The sequence below is a fragment of the Streptomyces sp. NPDC091209 genome (genome assembly GCF_044757755.1).
GTDB lineage: Bacteria > Actinomycetota > Actinomycetes > Streptomycetales > Streptomycetaceae > Streptomyces.
Window position 1 is genome coordinate 17,673 of record NZ_JBIVVR010000015.1, and the last position, 16,301, is coordinate 33,973.

Consider the following 16,301-nt stretch of genomic DNA (forward strand, 5'->3'; position numbering starts at 1 on the left):
CCCAGGTCACAGGCGGCGTCGTCAGGCGCTCGCCGGCCAGGAGGTGCGGCTCGGGAGCTGATCGGGCGCGGGAGGGCGCACGCGGTTCAGACGGAGCGCCATCACCGGGCATGCGGCGACCGCGCGGCGGGCGTGGGACAGCAGATCGGGCGGGACCGCGGAGTCCCGGAGCACGGGGTAGCCCCATTCGTCCAGGCCGATCAGTTCGGGCAGCAGTTCGGCACAGAGTCCATGGCCTTCACATGCGGCGAAATCGACGGCCAGCAAGTGGAGTCGGGTACGGGTCATCGCCATTCCCCTTCCTCAGGGGGCCGGTCGGCGGGTACCGGCAGGACGAGGGGGGCGAACGCGGCACGGCACGGTCCGGTGTGCGCATGCCGGTGGACGTCGTCGGCGAAGACCCGCAGCGCCGAGGCGGCCAGTCGCGCCGCGCCGTCGGGATGACTGCACGCGCCGCGCCCCGGGAGCAGCCCGAGGCGGTGGTGCAGCCGGTCCAGCAGCGGGGCGTCGACGCTGCCCCGGGCGAGGGCGGCGAAGTCCTCGGCGACGGACGGCAGGCCGAACCGGCACGGCCCGCACTGGCGGGCGCTCTGCGCCGCCAGGTAGCCCAGCACGGCTGCCGTCTCGGTCAGTCCGCAGGCGTCTTCGGGCAGTGCCACCAGGACGCCCGCGCCCCGTTCCGGCGCCGTGGTGCTCAGCGGCACCGGGAGCCAGGTGCCGAAGAAGCCGCCCGCGAGCACGGCGCCGAGCCGTCCCTGCGGTCCGCCGGCACGGCTCAGCGCCGCCGTCACCGGGCCTCCCGCCGGGATCTCGTAGACCCCCGGCCGAGGGACGGCGCCCGAGACCGTGACCAGCGTGGTGCCCGGCGCTCCGGGGCTTCCGCTCCCGCGGAACCACGCGGGGCCGTAGCGGGCGATCAGCGCCAGGTGGGCCAGGGTCTCCACGTTGCCGATCAGGGTGGGCCGTTTGGCGACGCCCTTCTCGAAGGGGCGCGGCGGGGTGGAGCGGGGGCGGGCGTCGCCGCCGTTCAGCCAGCTCACCAGGGATGTCTCCTCACTGGAGACGAAGTGGTGAGGCAGCGCGTGGACCTGCACCGGCACCGGGTCGAGCCCGGCACGGCGCCGCTCGGCGACCGCCGCGGTGAGCTGCTCCACCTGCGTCGCCCGGGTGCGCGGCAGACACAGATGGACCACGTTCGCGCCGACCGCGACGGCGGCCAGCGCCGCGCCGTCCAGGACGAGATGCGGGGCGAAGGAGAGCAGCACCTCGTCCTTGTGGCTGGCCGGCTCGCTCTCCATCCCGTTGGCGACGACCACGGCCGGACCCTTCGCCGCGGCGACCGAGCGGAGCTTGCGGCCGGTCGGAAAGGCCCCGCCGCCCCGGCCGGTGAGCCCGGCCTCCTCCACGGCGCGCACCAGCGGCATGGCACTCCCGCGGCCGCGTGCCTGGCGCAGCGGGGGAGGGCCGTAACGAGCGAGGTGTTCGGGAAGGTCGGCGGGCCGGCCGGTGTCGTACCAGCCGGACAACAGGCGTTCGCCGTACGGGCCGCAGGGCGCCGCCGGATGTTCTCCGGCGAGGACGGTGGCGGTGTCGGAGTTCATTCGGCGTCGTCTCCCTCGTGTTCGTCCTGCTGGGCTTGTTGCTGGGGTGTGGGCGACTGGTGGGGGACCGCCGGGGCGGTGGCCGGCGCCGGTGTCATGCCGCCCGCGCGGTGCGCCCAGCCCGGCCGCAACGGGCCCGCGGCCAGGAAGGCGACCAGCGTCGCGGGCACCAGCAGCAAGGCCGCCGTCGCCCACCGGCGGACCCGGTCCGCCTGCGTCCCGGCCCGGACCAGCCGCCACCACACGGCGGCCACGACGGTCAGCAGACAGGCCGCGTACAGCGCCAGTTGCGGGCTCAGGCGGGTGTCCGTGCCGGTACCGGCCGCGTGGAACAGCGCCACCGGCCAGGCCGCGTACGCCAGCCAGTGCACCGCCTTCCACCGGCGGCGGCCCAGGCGCCCGCGTACCGCGCTGGTGACCGCGACCGCCAGCAGGAGGTCGAGGGCCACCGCGCCCAGCCCCACCCACAGCGGACGGTAGGAAGCGATGAACGGCAGGAAGGCCGTCGGCCAGGTGAGATGGGCGTAGCCATCGGTGATGGCGGTGACGATGTGCAGTCCCAGGAAGGCCAGGGTGAGCAGCGACAGGTTGCGGTGCAGCGCTGACACCTCGAACCGGCCCAGGCGCACCGGCGCGTACCGTCCCGCCGCCGCGACACCGAGCGCGACCGTCGCGGTCAGCAGGACCAGGGAGACCGTGCCGCCGGCCCGGGTGGCGTACCAGAGCGGGCTCGGACCCGAGGCGAGCAGGACGGCGCCGTTCATCGGCCGTCTCCGTCGGCGGGCCAGGCCCCCAAGCGCAGCACGCTTCCGTCGGTGCGGACGAGACGGGCGGGAAGGCCGGTGCCGCGCAGCCAGCCGGGGGCGCGTTCGCCGAGGACCAGGGCGGCGGTGGTGGCGGTGTTGGCGTCCACGCAACTGGCCGCGGCGACGCTGACGGTGCGCCAGACGGGCGGCGGGACGTCGCCGGTGGCCGGGTCGACGATGTGGTGGAGTGTCCGGCCACCGCGCCGCCAGGTCCGTACGGTGGTGCCGGACGTGGCGAGGCCGCCGTCACGGATCGAGACGACCGGGTGTCCGGGGCCCGCGTCCGGGGCCGCGTGGTCGTCGGCGATCGCGACCCGCCAGCCGCCGTGCGGTGGGTCGCCGGCCACCGACAGGTCGCCGCCGAGGTTGACCAGGACCCCGCAGCCCACCGCGGCGGCGGCCCGCCGGGCCGCCCGGTCCGCGGCCAGGGCCTTGGCCGTGGCGCCGAGGTCCAGCGTCGTGCCGGCGGGGAGGCGCAGGAGGCGCAGTACCGGGTCCCAGCGGACGGTTCGCCAGCCCGCGGCAGGGCGTGACGCGGCCGTCGGCCCGGTGTCCTCGGGCCGCCGCGCGGCCACTTGGGTGAAGGTGCGGTCGTAGCCGAGGGCCACGACCGCCGGGCCCACGGTGGGGTCGACGGCACCGCCGGTGAGTTCGGCGGCGCGCAGGGCGGCCTCCACGGCCTCGGCGAGGAGGGCGCTCACCGGCACCGGTCCGGTGCACGCGGTGATGTTGGCACGGGACAACTCGGAGTCGGGACGGAACCGGCTGCACGCCGCGTCGATGGCGGCCAGCTCGGCCCGCAGGATCAGGAGTGCGTCGTCGGCGCGGGCCGGGTCGGCGGTGAGGAGCACGGCCGTGGTGCCGAGGGCGGAGAAGACCGCGGTGGCGGGTTCCGCATGGGCCGGACGGACGGTGGCGGGGCGGGTGGGAGCGGGTTCCGCGCGGGCCGGGCCGGCGGTGACGAGGTCAGGGGTGGCGGGGTGGGCGGTTCCGGCCGGGAGCGTGGTGCGCGCGCCGCTTCCAGGGCGACCGTCGGCGCCCGCCGGTGTGGCGGTCACGACGCACCCGACTGCGTCTGCGGCGCTTGCGGGGTCGGCGTGGGCGCCTGCCCGGAGGGCTGCAGTCCACCGCTCGTGCCGGTGGACGTGCCGCTGCGGTGACCGCCGGGTGCGGCGGTCTGGGCGATCCCGGGGATCACGTGTGCGTAACCGGCGCCCAGTACCGCGGTACCCGCGACGGCCGCGGCCGCCGCCCACCGGGTCGTGACGCTCACGCGTCGCCGCCCTCGTTCACGGCGCCGGACGGCGTCCCTCACGGATCGGTCCGAGTCCGCGGGCTGCTCAGGAAGGGGCATGGATGAACTCCTCGCCAGAAGGCCGGTTGTCCCACTGACCAGGCTGCCTCGTGGCCCGTCGGGAACCGGTTCAGGAGTTCTTCACAAGCGGTTAAGATCCCGCCCGCAAGCCGCCTGACGGCCCCTGCGGCGGCAGCGCGGGAAGGTCCAGCAGCACGGTCAGCCCGCCGCCGGCCGTGTCCTGAAGCCGTACGGTGCCGCCGTTGGCGGTGACCAGCCGGTGCACGATGGCCAGCCCCAGGCCGCTGCCGGACGCCTCCGGATTGCCGAACCTCCGGAACGCCGCCTCGCGCGCCGCCTCGCTCATCCCGGGCCCGTTGTCCGCCACGCGCAGCAGCACCCGCTCACGCGTCGCCTGCCCCTCGATGCGGACCGCCGCGCCTTCCTCCACGGCGTCCAGGGCGTTGGCCACCAGGTTGTCGATCACCTGCTCCAGATCCCCGGCCCCCAGGTACGCCGTCAGCCGCGCGCCGCAGCGCCCGGTGAGCGACACCCGCCGCTCCCGGGCCACCGGCTCCCACGCGACGACCCGGTCGTCCACCACCCGGTCCACCCGGACCGGAACCGGCCTGGGTACCGCGTTCTCCGCCCGGGACACCGCCAGCAGGCCGTCCACCAGCCGGGACAGCCGGGCGATCTCCTCCTGCGCGCCGGCGAACTCCGCCGCCGTGGCGTCGTCGGCGCCCGCCGCCAGCAGGTCGAGCCGCAGCCGCAGCGCCGTCAACGGCGTCCGCAGCTGGTGCGAGACGTCGGCGACGACCGCCCGGTGCCCGTGGATCAGTGTCTCCATGCGGGCCGCCATGGTGTTGAACGTCGAGGCGAGTCTGCGCACCTCCTGCGGCCCCCGCCCGCCCGGCGCCCGTACGTCCAGCACGCCCTCGCCGAGCCGCAGAGCGGCGGCGTCCACGGCCCGCAGCGGGCGCCCGACCCAGCGGGCCAGCGCAACCGACAACAGCGCACCCGCCACCAGGGCGCCGGCGCCGATCAGCGCCAGTCGCCACCACATCGAGGCGATCCGGTCGTGCATGCTCTCCGCCGACCGGGACAGCACGGACACCCCGACCGGATGCGCGGTGTCGCCGATCGGTTCCGCGACGACCAGCCGGTCGTCGCGCTCACGCGCCGCCGTTCCCGGGTGGACGAGCACCTGGTGCGCCAGGTCGCCCCAGTTGCCCGCGGCCTGATCGTCCTCGTCGCCCTCACCTGTTCGTCCGGGGCACCGGGTGGCCGCCACGGGCTGTCCCGCCGTGTCGAAGACCGCGGCGCAGTCGCCTGCCCGCTCGGCCTGTTCCAGGAGCCGTCGCATGGCGGCGGGAGAGCGATGGTCCGACAGGTATTCCTCGGCCGCGGCGGCGATCGTCCGGTTCGCCGCCTCGGTCGTGTCCCGGAAAGAGGTGTGCTCGCGCTGCGTCATGGACAGCCCCAGCGGCACCACCGCCAGGACCAGCAGCAGGACGATCAGCGCCATGAAGGTCAGTGCGATACGCCGGGTCATCGCCCACCGGCGTCCGGGTCCTGGCCCGGCTCGGGTACGCCGAGGCGGAATCCGCGGCCGTACACGGTCTCCACCAGCCCGTGGACGCCGAGCTTGCGGCGCAGCGCCGCGATGTGCACGTCCAGCACCTTGGTGGGGCCGTACCAGTGGGCGTCCCAGGCGCGCTCCAGGACCTCCTGCCGGGTGACCACCCGCCCCGGGTCGGCGGCCAGACACTCCAGGATGTCGAACTCCTTGGGTGTGAGGGCGACTTCGTGGCCGTCGACGGTCACCTTGCGGGTTCGCGGGTCCACTGTGAGGGGGCCGTGCCGCAACAACTCGGAGCCGGACGGCTGGACGCGGCGCAGCACGGCCCGGATCCGTGCCAGCAGTTCCGCCAGGCCGAACGGTTTGACCAGGTAGTCGTCGGCGCCCTCGTCCAGGGCCGCGACCCGGTCGGCCTCCTCGCCGCGCGCCGTCACCACGATGATCGCCGCGTCGGAGCGGCTCCGTATCCGTCGGCAGACCTCTATGCCGTCCAGGTCGGGCAGCCCCAGGTCCAGAAGCACCACATCGGGCTCCGGGACCGCCGCCAGAGCCTCCCGCCCGGTGCCGACGCCGCGCGCCCGGTACCCGGCCCGCTCCAGGCCCAGTACCAGAGAAGCCGCGATCCCCGGGTCGTCCTCGACCACCAGAACAAGCACACCGACATCGTACGATTCCGTCTTCCGTGCCCGGATCGGCCGGTGGGTCCCTCTCTGCGGACCGGTCGGCCCTGCCGTCCGGCGCGGTGCGCGCGGTGGCGCTTGTCACTCGCGTCTACCGGATCGGCGACTACGCGAAGACGGCCACGCAGCACGGCGGCTGACGGACGAGGCCGGCGGCGAGCGCCGGCCGGCCGGCCGACTGTCCGAGGGCTTCTCTCCGGCACCGAAAAGGGCGAGGTCCGGAGACCTCGCCCTTTTCGGTGCAAACCAGGCTCACGGCCACACCAGGCAATAAGGCTGATGCCCCGCCTCGTGCAACCGGTGCGAGAAGTCCTGCCACTCGTGCAGGAGCTGGTAGACGTTGAAGGCGTCCCGCGGGCCGCCCCGGTCCGGGACGGTGGACCAGATGAAGGCGGCCGCGCCGACGGCCTCCTCGCCTATGCCGCGCAGCGGGTCGACGACGGTCATCGGGAGCTTGACGACTGCGTAGTCGGGGTGCAGGACGACCAGTTCGAGCGGCGGCACCTTGTGCAGGGGGACGCCTTCTATGCCGGTGAGGACCATCGCGGCCATCGTCTCCGGCTTGATCTTGGTGAACATGCCGTTCATGCCGAGTTCGTCGCCGCCGAGTTCCTCGGGGCGCATCGAGATCGGGACCCGGGCCGCCGTCGCGCCGTCCGGCGCGCCGAAATATTTGTACGTCACCCCCACCCGGCCACCATTCCCGCTCTCCGCTCGCAGTCGCTCGATCCGATCGGGCTCACCCTGCGATCCCTGTGCCTGTCCAGCTCTTGTTCCGGCGGCTTCCTCCGCCTCGCGTCGGTGCTTCCCCCGCCGGGCACGCCGAGGGTTGAGGTCATCGGTCCCCTCGCCCAGTCCGCCACCGCGATGCATATCTCCACCCGACTGCTTTTCTAAGTCGCGAGACCCCCGCCACGCAACCCGATCATCGTGACAGTGACCTCCCCCACGGTCGCACGCCGAAACGTACGCCGAAACACCTGTCCGCGGGATCTTCGCGGCCCCTGAACACCGTCGTTCATGTGAGCTGTCCGTTCGTCGCCCAGTTTCGCAGATGGCCGGGGGAACGGACCCGTTTGTCGTACCGGGCTCCGTCACACCGGCTCCGCGATGGCCGGGATCATTCCTCCGTGAAGCCGTACGTCGGGCCGGGTTCATCCGTTCACGGCCCCCCGTTCTTCCCCTCACGGCTCCCCGGGATCGCTGGCCTACCCTGAGAAGGTCACTAGCCCCCCGGAGTCGGAGACGTCGCAGGTCATGACCGAACTGCCTTATCCCTATGCAGCCCCAGCCTCGCAGTCGCTGTTCGACCGTGCGACGGCCGTCACGCCAGGTGGCGTGAATTCTCCGGTGCGCGCCTTCCGCGCCGTGGGCGGTACGCCCCGGTTCATGGTGTCCGGTACCGGTCCCTACCTGACCGACGCCGACGGCCGCGAGTACGTCGACCTCGTCTGTTCCTGGGGTCCGATGATCCTCGGGCACGCGCACCCCGAGGTCATCGCCGCCGTCCAGGAGGCCGTCTCGCGCGGTACGTCCTTCGGCACACCCGGTGAGGGAGAGGTCGCCCTCGCCGAGGAGATCGTCGCCCGCGTCGAGCCCGTCGAGCAGGTCCGGCTCGTCTCCAGCGGCACCGAGGCCACCATGTCGGCCATCCGGCTCGCCCGCGGGTTCACCCGGCGGACGAAGGTGATCAAGTTCGCCGGGTGCTACCACGGGCATGTCGACTCGCTGCTCGCCGCGGCGGGCAGCGGGCTGGCGACCTTCGCGCTGCCCGACACGCCCGGTGTCACCGGTGCCCAGGCCGCCGACACCATCGTCCTGCCGTACAACGACCTCGAAGCCGTGCAGGCCGCCTTCCACGCGCACCCCGGCGAGATCGCCTGTCTGATCACCGAGGCCTCGCCCGGGAACATGGGTGTGGTGCCGCCCGCGCCCGGCTTCAACCAGGGCCTCAAGGACGCCTGCGCGAAGAACGGCGCCCTGTTCATCTCCGACGAGGTGATGACCGGCTTCCGCACCAGCAGGGCCGGCTGGTACGGGATCGACGGCGTACGTCCCGACCTGATGACCTTCGGCAAGGTGATGGGCGGCGGCTTCCCGGCCGCCGCTTTCGGTGGCCGTGCGGACGTCATGGCGCACCTCGCGCCGGCCGGGCCGGTGTACCAGGCGGGCACGCTCTCGGGCAATCCCGTCGCCACCGCCGCCGGCCTCGCGCAGCTGCGGCTGCTCGACGAGGCCGCGTACGCCAAGGTCGACGCGGTGTCGGAGCGGATCCGGACGCTGGTGACCGAGGCGCTCACCAAGGAGGGTGTGACCCACCGTCTGCAGAGCGCCTCCAACATGTTCTCCGTCTTCTTCACGGGACGTGAGGTGCGCGACTACGAGGGCGCGAAGGCGCAGGAGTCCTTCCGCTACACCGCGTTCTTCCACTCGATGCTGGCGCAGGGCGTGTATCTGCCGCCGTCCTCGTTCGAGTCGTGGTTCGTGTCGACGGCCCACGACGACCAGGCGGTTCAGCGGATCGCCGACGCCCTTCCGGCGGCGGCACGGGCAGCGGCGGAGGCCACGGCATGAGCGAGACCATCGGTACGAACGGCGACACCGGCGGCACCGGCGACGACATCACCGTCGTCCACCTGATGCGGCACGGCGAGGTCGCCAACCCGGGCGGCGTGCTCTACGGGCGGCTGCCCGGCTACCACCTGTCCGAGCTCGGACGGCGGATGGCCGACCGGGTGGCCGAGCACCTCACCTCGCGCGATGTCACGCATGTGGTGGCCTCGCCGCTGGAGCGGGCGCAGGAGACGGCGACGCCGATCGCGAAGGCCCACGGCCTGGACCTGGCGACGGACGGGCGGCTCATCGAGGCCGACAACGTCTTCCAGGGCAAGACCTTCGGGGTCGGGGACGGCGCGCTGCGGCGGCCGGAGAACTGGAAGCACCTGGTCAACCCCTTCAAGCCGTCCTGGGGCGAGCCGTACGTCGACCAGGTCGTCCGGATGATGGGGGCGCTGGACGCGGCCAAGGACGCGGCGCGTGGCCACGAGGCGGTGCTGGTGAGTCATCAGCTGCCGATCTGGATCGTGCGCAGCTACGCGGAGAAGCGGCGGCTGTGGCACGACCCGCGAAAGCGGCAGTGCACGCTGGCGTCCCTGACCACCTTCACCTACCGCGGCGACAAGATCGTGTCCGTGGGCTACACGGAGCCCGCGCGTGATCTGGTGCCGGCTCATCTCCTCGCGGGCGCCAAGCCGGTGAAGGGCAAGGGCAAGGCTTTCGGGGCATGACGGTCAAATGCGAAGAGCCGGGCCAAATGGGCGCATCTTCGTAAAATCATATAAATCCGTGCGCGTTAAAGGGAACCCGCGACTTCATCGCGCCCTCTCATGGGATACAAGCTGAGAGTCAGCTGAGAGGGTGCGATGAAAAGAGGACCGTATGCGCGACGTCAGCCGAAGGGGAATGATCGGCCTCGGTGCGGGTGCGGCGACCGCGCTCGGACTCGCCGCGTGCGGCACCACCTCGAACAAGGAAGCCAAGCGGCATCCTGAGCCTTCCGCCACGGCCGGTACCGGCCGGCCCGGCGCCCCGAAGAAGCCGGCCGTGCGGCTCATCGGCGACGGCTCCACCGCCTACACCGGCAAGCAGCCGCGCCAGCCGCTGGCCCCCGTGCCGCTGGAACCCGGTGAGACCCCGCCGCAGTTCGTGGTCTTCTCCTGGGACGGCGCGGGAGAGGTCGGCACCGGTCTCTTCGACCGCTTCCTCCAGCTCGCCAAGGAGAACGACGCGCACATGACGTTCTTCCTCTCCGGGCTGTATCTGCTGCCCGAGTCGAAGAAGCGCGCGTACGACCCGCCGAACAACCCGCGTGGCGCCTCGGACATCGGATATCTGAGTGACGAACACGTCCGGGCGACCCTGAAGCTGGTCCGTCAGGCCTGGCTCGACGGCCATGAGATCGGCACCCACTTCAACGGCCACTTCTGCGGCGGCTCCGGCTCGGTCGGCAACTGGTCGCCCCGGCAGTGGCGCAGCGAGATCGAGCAGGCCAAGTCCTTCGTCACCGAGTGGCGCACCAACACCGGCTGGACCGACCTGCCCCCGCTGCCCTTCGACTACGAGAAGGAACTCATCGGCGCCCGCACCCCGTGCCTGCTCGGCCAGGACAACCTGCTGCCCGCCGCCAAGGAGCTCGGCTGGCGTTACGACGCCTCCTCGCCCGGCGGTGTCCAGCGCTGGCCGCAGAAGAAGGAGGGGCTGTGGGACCTGCCGCTGCAGGCGATGCCCTTCCCCGGGCACCGCTTCGAGGTCCTCTCGATGGACTACAACATCCTCGCCAACCAGTCGGTCGCCTCAACCCGGGCGCCCTCGTACAACTACCCGGGCTGGCGCACCCAGGCGTCCGCGTCGTATGTGGCGGGATTCAAGCGGGCATACGAGACGAATCGTGCCCCCTTCTTCATCGGCAACCACTTCGAGGAGTGGAACGGCGGCATCTACATGGACGCCGTGGAGCACGTGTTCACCCACATCGCCCAGCAGAGGGAGAAGGGCGCCGACGTGCGCATGGTCTCCTTCCGGCAGTTCGTGGACTGGCTGGACGTGCAGCGGCCCGAGGTGCTGGCGAAGCTCCAGTCGATGGACGTGGCGGAGCAGCCGGACGGCGGCTGGCACTCCTTCCTCCGGGGGCAGGCCGCCTGAAATGCGGGTTTCCACCCGCAAGGGGGGTGCGGAAGATCCTCGAAACGGGCATGCGAAACTTTTCACATGAGTGCCGCCTGCCGCGCAGACCAGCGCCCGAACCGCACCCGCGCCGCCCTGTTCACCGCAGGGGCCGCCGTCGCCGCGCTCGTCCTGTCCGCGTGCGGATCCGGCGGCACCTCCGGCGGCGCGGGCAACAGCAACTACGTCTCCGGCAAGGACGGCATCTCCACCGTCGCCAAGGGGTCGAGGGACGCCGTCCCGGACCTCTCCGGCAAGACCGTCGACGGCAAGCAGCTCGACATCGCGGACTACAAGGGCAAGGTCGTCGTCCTCAACGTGTGGGGCTCCTGGTGCCCGCCGTGCCGCGCCGAGACGCCGAACTTCGTCAAGGTCGCCAAGGAGACCGCCGAACAGGGCGTGCAGTTCGTCGGCATCAACACGCGTGACGCCAGCACCTCACTGGCGAAGGCCTTCGAGACGGAGCAGAAGGTCACGTACCCCAGCCTGTACGACCCGACGGGCAAGTTGATGCTCCGGTTCAAGAAGGGCACGCTCAACCCGCAGACGATCCCCTCCACGCTCGTCATCGACCGGGACGGGAAGATCGCGGCCCGCACACTGCAGGCGCTCAGCGAAGAGAAACTGCACGAGATGCTCGACCCCGTCCTCGCGGAGAAGTGACCGGCGTGGCCCTTCTCCTGTCGTCCACGAACCTCGCCGCCTCGACCGGCATGAACACCACGGTCTACAGCGGCGCCCTGCTGCTCGCCCTGCCGATCGCCGTGCTCGGCGGGCTCGTCTCCTTCTTCTCGCCGTGCGTCCTGCCGCTCGTGCCCGGTTATCTGTCGTACGTCACCGGAGTCAGCGGCACGGACCTGGCGGAGGCCAGACGCGGCCGGATGGTCGCGGGGGCCAGTCTCTTCGTGCTCGGCTTCACCGCCGTGTTCGTCTCCGGCGGGGCGCTGTTCGGATACTTCGGCTCGACGCTGCACGAGTACAACGGCACGCTCAGCAAGATCCTCGGTGTCTTGATGATCGCGTTGGGCGTGTTCTTCATGGGGCTGATGCCCTGGCTCACCCAGCGCGAGTTCCGCTTCCACCGGCGGCCGGTGACCGGGCTCGCGGGCGCGCCGATACTGGGTGCGCTCTTCGGCATCGGCTGGACGCCGTGCCTGGGTCCGACGCTCACTTCCGTCAACATGCTCTCCATGGACCAGGCGAGCGCCGGGCGCGGGGCCATACTGACCGTCGCCTACTGCCTCGGTCTGGGAGTGCCCTTCGTGCTCGCCGCAGTCGCCTTCCGCAAGGCGCTCGGCGCGTTCGGCTGGGTGAAGCGCCACTACACCTGGGTGATGAGGATCGGCGGCGGAATGATGATCGTGACCGGCCTGCTCCTGCTCACCGGTGCCTGGGACGGCATCGTGCAGCAGATGCAGTCCTGGTCCGACGGCTTCACGGTAGGGATCTGATCGATGAGCACGACCGACACCGGCAACACGTCCGAGTCCGCCGCGACGCCGGAGGACGACGGCGCGCCGGACCCGGTGAGCACCAGCCGGCACATCGGGGTGAGCGCCGACGGCGAACTCGGCGAGGCCGGGTCGCAGCTGTCCACCGCGCCCGTCGAGACGGCGGTGCCCGGCTCCTTCGGCGGCACCCGCAAGCCCGGCGCCGCGGGGTGGCTCGCCTGGACCGCCCGCGAAGTGACCGGCTGGGCCCGCTGGTTCTGGCGCCAGCTCACGTCGATGCGGGTCGCGCTGATCCTGCTCTTCCTGCTGTCGCTCGGCGCCATCCCCGGATCGCTGATCCCGCAGTCCGGGACCGACGCCCAGAAGGTGGCGGACTTCAAGGCCGCGCACAGCGTCCTCGGACCCGTCTACGACAAGCTCGGCCTGTTCCACGTGTACAGCTCGGTGTGGTTCTCCTCGATCTACATCCTGCTGTTCATCTCGCTCATCGGCTGCATCGTGCCCCGCACCTGGCAGTTCGTCGGACAGCTCCGCGGACGTCCGCCGGGCGCCCCCAAGCGGCTGACCCGGCTGCCCGCGTACGCGACCTGGCGCACCGCGGCCGAGCCCGAGCAGGTGCGCGAGATCGCGCTCCAGGTGCTCAAGCAGAAGCGGTTCCGGGCGCACATCGAGAAGGACGCCGTCGCCGCGGAGAAGGGCTATCTGCGCGAGACCGGCAACCTGCTCTTCCACATGGCGCTGATCGTGATGCTCGTCGCCTTCGCCTGGGGCCAGCTCTTCAAGTCCGAGGGCGACAAGCTGATCGTCGAGGGCGACGGCTTCTCCAACACGCTGCTGTCCTACGACGACTTCAAGTCCGGCAACCTCTTCACCACCGACGACCTGACGCCGTTCAGCTTCGATCTGAAGAACTTCACCGGCACCTACGAGCGGACCGGCCCCAACAAGGGCACACCCCGCACGTACCAGGCGGCCGTCACCTACAGCGTGGGCGCCTACGGCAAGGACAAGAAGACGCTCGTCAAGGTCAACGAGCCGCTGGTGATCGGTGACACGAAGGTCTATCTCACCGCCCACGGCTACGCGCCCACCGTGACGGTCCGGGACGGCAAGGGCAGGGTCGTCTTCCACGACGCCGTGCCCCTGCTGCCGCTCGACTCCAATGTCACCTCGCAGGGCGCCGTCAAGGTGATGGACGGCTACAGGAACGCGCAGGGCAAGGGCGAACAGCTCGGCTTCTCCGCCTTCTTCGTGCCGACCTTCGCCGGGGCCGGCAAGGGCAGCATGTTCTCCCAGTTCCCCGCGCTCGACTACCCCGTGCTCGCGCTGAGCGGTTTCCACGGCAGCCTGGGGGTCGACGCGGGCCTGCCGCAGAACGTGTACCAGCTCGACACGACCCACATGAAGCAGTTCAAGGACGCCAAGGGCGAGATCGTCAAGGCGCGGCTGCGGCCCGGCGAGACGATGACGCTGCCCGGCGGCGCCGGGTCGATCACCTTCGACAAGGACATCAAGGAGTGGGCGAACTTCCAGGTCACCCAGCAGCCCGGCAGTGACTGGGCGCTGGCCGGGGCGTTCACCGCGATCTTCGGACTCGCCGGGTCGCTGTTCATCCAGCGCCGCCGGGTCTGGGTGCGCGCGACCACCGGCGCCGACGGTGTCACCGTCGTCGAGATGGCCGGGCTCGGCCGCAGCGAGTCCGCGAAGCTTCCCGAGGAGCTCGGCGACCTGGCCGCGCTCGTGCACGAACAGGCCCCCACCAAGCCCGACGAAGACGCGGCACCCACCGACGCCGACGCCGAACCCCCCGTACCCGCCGCTGAAGGGTCCAAGAAGCAGTGACGCTCGCCACCGCACACGACCTGGGCGCCGTGACCGATCTGGCCACCGCGACCAACGAACACCTCGCCAACATCAGCAACACGCTGATCTACTCCGCGATGGCCGTCTACACCCTGGCCTTCTTCGCCTTCATCGCCGAGTGGCTCTTCGGCAGCCGCAGCAAGGTCGCCCGCACCGCCAACGCGCTCACCGCGAACGGCGCGAAGGCGGCCACGGCGGCCCCCGAGGTCACCGTGCAGAAGGCCGGCGGCACCGCCGTGCTGGAGCGGCCGAAGGTCGTCACCCGCTCCGCGGCGGGCGCGCGGGACGTGCCCGACGGGCCCGGCGCGCACGGCGGTGACGAGCAGGGGGACCTCTACGGGCGGATCGCCGTGTCCCTCACCGTGCTGGCCTGGGCCGTCGAGGCGGCCGGCGTGCTCGCCCGCGCGATGTCCGTGGGCCGTGCCCCGTGGGGCAACATGTACGAGTTCAACATCACCTTCTCCACCGTCGCCGTCGCGGTCTTCCTCGTCCTGCTCGCGCTGAAGAAGAACGTCCGCTGGCTCGGCCTCCCGCTGATCACCACGGTGCTCCTCGACCTCGGTCTCGCCGTCACGGTCCTGTACACCGCGAGCGACCAGCTCGTTCCCGCGCTGCACTCGTACTGGCTGTACATCCACGTCTCGACCGCGATCCTGTGCGGCGCCGTCTTCTACGTGGGCGCCGTCGGCACGGTGCTGTACCTCTTCAAGGACTCGTACGAGAACAAGCTGGTGAACGGCGGACAGCCCGGCAGCTTCGCCACCTCCGTCATGGAGCGGCTGCCCGCCGCGGCCTCGCTCGACAAGTTCTCCTACCGCGTGAACGCCGCCGTGTTCCCGCTGTGGACGTTCACGATCATCGCGGGCGCGATCTGGGCGGGCGACGCCTGGGGCCGCTACTGGGGCTGGGACCCCAAGGAGACCTGGGCGTTCATCACGTGGGTCGCCTACGCCTGCCACCTGCACGCGCGCGCCACGGCCGGCTGGAAGGGCCGCAAGGCCGCCTACATCGCCCTGATCGCCTTCGGCTGCTGGCTGTTCAACTACTACGGCGTCAACATCTTCGTCGGCGGCAAGCACTCCTACGCGGGAGTCTGACCCGCCCGGACACGCCGAGGCCGGCCCCGGTGACCTCGGTCACCGGGGCCGGCCTTCGTCGACGCGCGGGGTGCCGTCGGGGGTCAGCGGCGGCAGTGAGAGGAGCAGCGCCCGCGAGGACGGCGAGGTGCCGGGCCGCCAACCGGTCTCCCGGGCCGCCTCGGGCAGGGCGAGCCGGCCCGCGTTGCGCAGCGCCGGATGCGCGTATCCCCGGAGCGCGGCGAAGAACACGGCCTGGTCCCTGATGCCGTCGGCGCGGTCGCGCAGGACCGGCTCCAGAAGTCCGAGGCCCGCGGGTTCCTGGACGTTGTCGATCAGCAGGACCGGGCGTCCTCGCCGGTGGGAGCGCTGGACGACCCCTGCGTAGGCGTCTTCGAGGTCGGCCAGCAGCGCCCGCACGAGATGGCGTTCGGCGTGCCTGCGGAAGTCGCCGCCCGCCCGGAAGTGCCGGGAGAGCAGGACCAGCGCCATTTTCGGGCTGTCTCCCGCGCCCGGGTAGTCCCGGTACCAGGTGGCGGCCCCGCGCAGCCGTCGGTGGGCCGGGGAGACACCCTCCGTGAACACCTCCAGGGTGGCCTCGATGATCGGCTCCACCACCGGCCCCGTCCCGCTCATCGACGCGACGAGCCGGGAGATCACCTTGCCCATCCAGCGCCCCGCGAACCCCGACAGCCAGGAGTCGGTCTCGTTGAGCAGCAGGATCCGCTCCGCCTCCCGCCGGATGCGCGGTACCTCGCGCTCGGTCCAGCCGGCCGCCGCCACCGCCAGCAGCCCGGCCGACAGCCGAGGGAAGCCGATCCGCCCGGCACCCTTCACCGGTTCGGCGAGCTGTTCCGCGGCCGTGGTGAGCGCCTGCCCGACCGGCGACCAGGACTCCGCCGGACGTTCGGGGGGAGGCGCGGTGAACTGCCGTTCCTCGCCGTCGATCAGGGCGATGGGAGTGTGCCCGCGATAGGCGTCGCGCAGGGCCCGGAGCACCGTGGTCTTGCCCTGCCCCCGGCCGCCCGCGAAGACCACGAAGGGTGGTTCCGCGGGGTGTTCGTACGGTGTGGCGCCGAGCTGGTACGGACGCAGTCCGACCAGGCGTGACGCGAGTCCGGGCGGTTCGTCGTCGAACAACGCCCCCCGGCTGTGCAGTTCTGTGTGCACCGCATCTCCCCCTGGTCCGCGGTCCGGTCCGAAGTGCTGCTGTGAGGTGTATCAAC

17 protein-coding genes are annotated in these 16,301 nt (G+C 71.7%); 8 read left to right on the forward strand and 9 right to left on the reverse strand.

Going from position 1 to position 16,301, the window contains the following annotated elements; all coding sequences use genetic code 11:
* Positions 1-21: 21 nt before the first annotated feature.
* The 7 genes from ACIQRL_RS33805 to ACIQRL_RS33835 form a co-directional block, all read right to left on the reverse strand.
* Complete coding sequence (locus ACIQRL_RS33805; RefSeq protein ID WP_401338730.1) at positions 22-288, reverse strand: ferredoxin; 267 nt, start codon at positions 286-288, stop codon at positions 22-24.
* Complete coding sequence (locus tag ACIQRL_RS33810; RefSeq protein WP_401338733.1) at positions 285-1,601, reverse strand: NADH-ubiquinone oxidoreductase-F iron-sulfur binding region domain-containing protein; 1,317 nt, start codon at positions 1,599-1,601, stop codon at positions 285-287. The genes ACIQRL_RS33805 and ACIQRL_RS33810 overlap by 4 nt, the downstream gene beginning before the upstream one ends.
* On the reverse strand, positions 1,598-2,365 hold the full coding sequence (locus tag ACIQRL_RS33815) for a ferric reductase-like transmembrane domain-containing protein (protein ID WP_401338735.1): 768 nt from the start codon (positions 2,363-2,365) through the stop codon (positions 1,598-1,600). Before ACIQRL_RS33815 ends, ACIQRL_RS33810 begins: the two co-directional genes overlap by 4 nt.
* Positions 2,362-3,465: an FAD:protein FMN transferase gene (locus tag ACIQRL_RS33820; RefSeq protein WP_401338738.1), complete on the reverse strand. Its 1,104-nt coding sequence runs from the start codon at positions 3,463-3,465 to the stop codon at positions 2,362-2,364. The genes ACIQRL_RS33815 and ACIQRL_RS33820 overlap by 4 nt, the downstream gene beginning before the upstream one ends.
* Positions 3,462-3,680 (reverse strand): hypothetical protein, encoded by a 219-nt coding sequence (locus ACIQRL_RS33825; RefSeq protein WP_401338740.1) that lies wholly within the window; start codon positions 3,678-3,680, stop codon positions 3,462-3,464. The genes ACIQRL_RS33820 and ACIQRL_RS33825 overlap by 4 nt, the downstream gene beginning before the upstream one ends.
* 172 nt (positions 3,681-3,852) lie before the next feature.
* Positions 3,853-5,256, reverse strand: coding sequence for a sensor histidine kinase (locus tag ACIQRL_RS33830; RefSeq protein ID WP_401338742.1), 1,404 nt, complete (start codon positions 5,254-5,256; stop codon positions 3,853-3,855).
* On the reverse strand, positions 5,253-5,939 hold the full coding sequence (locus ACIQRL_RS33835) for a response regulator transcription factor (protein ID WP_401338745.1): 687 nt from the start codon (positions 5,937-5,939) through the stop codon (positions 5,253-5,255). Before ACIQRL_RS33835 ends, ACIQRL_RS33830 begins: the two co-directional genes overlap by 4 nt.
* 26 nt (positions 5,940-5,965) lie before the next feature.
* Here ACIQRL_RS33835 and ACIQRL_RS33840 point away from each other — a divergent pair, with 26 nt between their 5' ends.
* Positions 5,966-6,103: a hypothetical protein gene (locus tag ACIQRL_RS33840; RefSeq protein ID WP_401338746.1), complete on the forward strand. Its 138-nt coding sequence runs from the start codon at positions 5,966-5,968 to the stop codon at positions 6,101-6,103.
* Positions 6,104-6,215: 112 nt separating this feature from the next.
* Here the strand turns inward: ACIQRL_RS33840 and ACIQRL_RS33845 are convergent, their stop codons facing one another.
* Positions 6,216-6,836, reverse strand: coding sequence for a hypothetical protein (locus ACIQRL_RS33845; protein ID WP_401338748.1), 621 nt, complete (start codon positions 6,834-6,836; stop codon positions 6,216-6,218).
* A 384-nt stretch (positions 6,837-7,220) separates the two neighbouring features.
* On the opposite strand from ACIQRL_RS33845, the gene hemL reads away from it, so the two are divergent.
* The 7 genes from hemL to ccsB all read left to right on the forward strand — a co-directional run bounded on the left by hemL (position 7,221) and on the right by ccsB (position 15,096).
* Positions 7,221-8,537 carry a glutamate-1-semialdehyde 2,1-aminomutase gene (gene hemL, locus ACIQRL_RS33850; protein ID WP_401338752.1) on the forward strand — a complete coding sequence of 439 codons (1,317 nt, stop codon included), beginning with the start codon at positions 7,221-7,223 and terminating at the stop codon, positions 8,535-8,537.
* Positions 8,534-9,250 (forward strand): histidine phosphatase family protein, encoded by a 717-nt coding sequence (locus tag ACIQRL_RS33855; RefSeq protein ID WP_401338754.1) that lies wholly within the window; start codon positions 8,534-8,536, stop codon positions 9,248-9,250. The genes hemL and ACIQRL_RS33855 overlap by 4 nt, the downstream gene beginning before the upstream one ends.
* Positions 9,251-9,401: 151 nt before the next feature.
* Positions 9,402-10,664 carry a hypothetical protein gene (locus tag ACIQRL_RS33860; RefSeq protein ID WP_401338755.1) on the forward strand — a complete coding sequence of 421 codons (1,263 nt, stop codon included), beginning with the start codon at positions 9,402-9,404 and terminating at the stop codon, positions 10,662-10,664.
* 66 nt (positions 10,665-10,730) lie between these two features.
* Positions 10,731-11,348 carry a TlpA family protein disulfide reductase gene (locus ACIQRL_RS33865; RefSeq protein WP_401338757.1) on the forward strand — a complete coding sequence of 206 codons (618 nt, stop codon included), beginning with the start codon at positions 10,731-10,733 and terminating at the stop codon, positions 11,346-11,348.
* Between the two features lie 50 nt (positions 11,349-11,398).
* Positions 11,399-12,136: a cytochrome c biogenesis CcdA family protein gene (locus ACIQRL_RS33870; RefSeq protein WP_401339023.1), complete on the forward strand. Its 738-nt coding sequence runs from the start codon at positions 11,399-11,401 to the stop codon at positions 12,134-12,136.
* Between the two features lie 3 nt (positions 12,137-12,139).
* Positions 12,140-13,978 carry a cytochrome c biogenesis protein ResB gene (locus tag ACIQRL_RS33875; RefSeq protein ID WP_401338759.1) on the forward strand — a complete coding sequence of 613 codons (1,839 nt, stop codon included), beginning with the start codon at positions 12,140-12,142 and terminating at the stop codon, positions 13,976-13,978.
* Positions 13,975-15,096, forward strand: coding sequence for a c-type cytochrome biogenesis protein CcsB (gene ccsB, locus ACIQRL_RS33880; RefSeq protein ID WP_401338761.1), 1,122 nt, complete (start codon positions 13,975-13,977; stop codon positions 15,094-15,096). Before ACIQRL_RS33875 ends, ccsB begins: the two co-directional genes overlap by 4 nt.
* Before the next feature lie 39 nt (positions 15,097-15,135).
* On the opposite strand, the gene ACIQRL_RS33885 is transcribed toward ccsB, so the two are convergent.
* Positions 15,136-16,245, reverse strand: a complete 1,110-nt coding sequence (locus tag ACIQRL_RS33885) for a hypothetical protein (RefSeq protein WP_401338764.1) — start codon at positions 16,243-16,245, stop codon at positions 15,136-15,138.
* Positions 16,246-16,301: the final 56 nt, after the last annotated feature.

Excerpts from the sequence above, each read along its gene's own strand:
- ACIQRL_RS33805 (WP_401338730.1), bottom strand. The coding sequence starts at position 288 with ATGACCCGTACCCGACTCCACTTGCTGGCCGTCGATTTCGCCGCATGT.
- ACIQRL_RS33810 (WP_401338733.1), bottom strand. The coding sequence starts at position 1,601 with ATGAACTCCGACACCGCCACCGTCCTCGCCGGAGAACATCCGGCGGCG.
- ACIQRL_RS33815 (WP_401338735.1), bottom strand. The coding sequence starts at position 2,365 with ATGAACGGCGCCGTCCTGCTCGCCTCGGGTCCGAGCCCGCTCTGGTAC.
- ACIQRL_RS33830 (WP_401338742.1), bottom strand. The coding sequence starts at position 5,256 with ATGACCCGGCGTATCGCACTGACCTTCATGGCGCTGATCGTCCTGCTG.
- ACIQRL_RS33845 (WP_401338748.1), bottom strand. The coding sequence starts at position 6,836 with ATGCATCGCGGTGGCGGACTGGGCGAGGGGACCGATGACCTCAACCCT.
- hemL (WP_401338752.1), top strand. The coding sequence starts at position 7,221 with ATGACCGAACTGCCTTATCCCTATGCAGCCCCAGCCTCGCAGTCGCTG.
- ACIQRL_RS33855 (WP_401338754.1), top strand. The coding sequence starts at position 8,534 with ATGAGCGAGACCATCGGTACGAACGGCGACACCGGCGGCACCGGCGAC.
- ACIQRL_RS33860 (WP_401338755.1), top strand. The coding sequence starts at position 9,402 with ATGCGCGACGTCAGCCGAAGGGGAATGATCGGCCTCGGTGCGGGTGCG.
- ACIQRL_RS33865 (WP_401338757.1), top strand. The coding sequence starts at position 10,731 with ATGAGTGCCGCCTGCCGCGCAGACCAGCGCCCGAACCGCACCCGCGCC.
- ACIQRL_RS33870 (WP_401339023.1), top strand. The coding sequence starts at position 11,399 with ATGAACACCACGGTCTACAGCGGCGCCCTGCTGCTCGCCCTGCCGATC.
- ACIQRL_RS33875 (WP_401338759.1), top strand. The coding sequence starts at position 12,140 with ATGAGCACGACCGACACCGGCAACACGTCCGAGTCCGCCGCGACGCCG.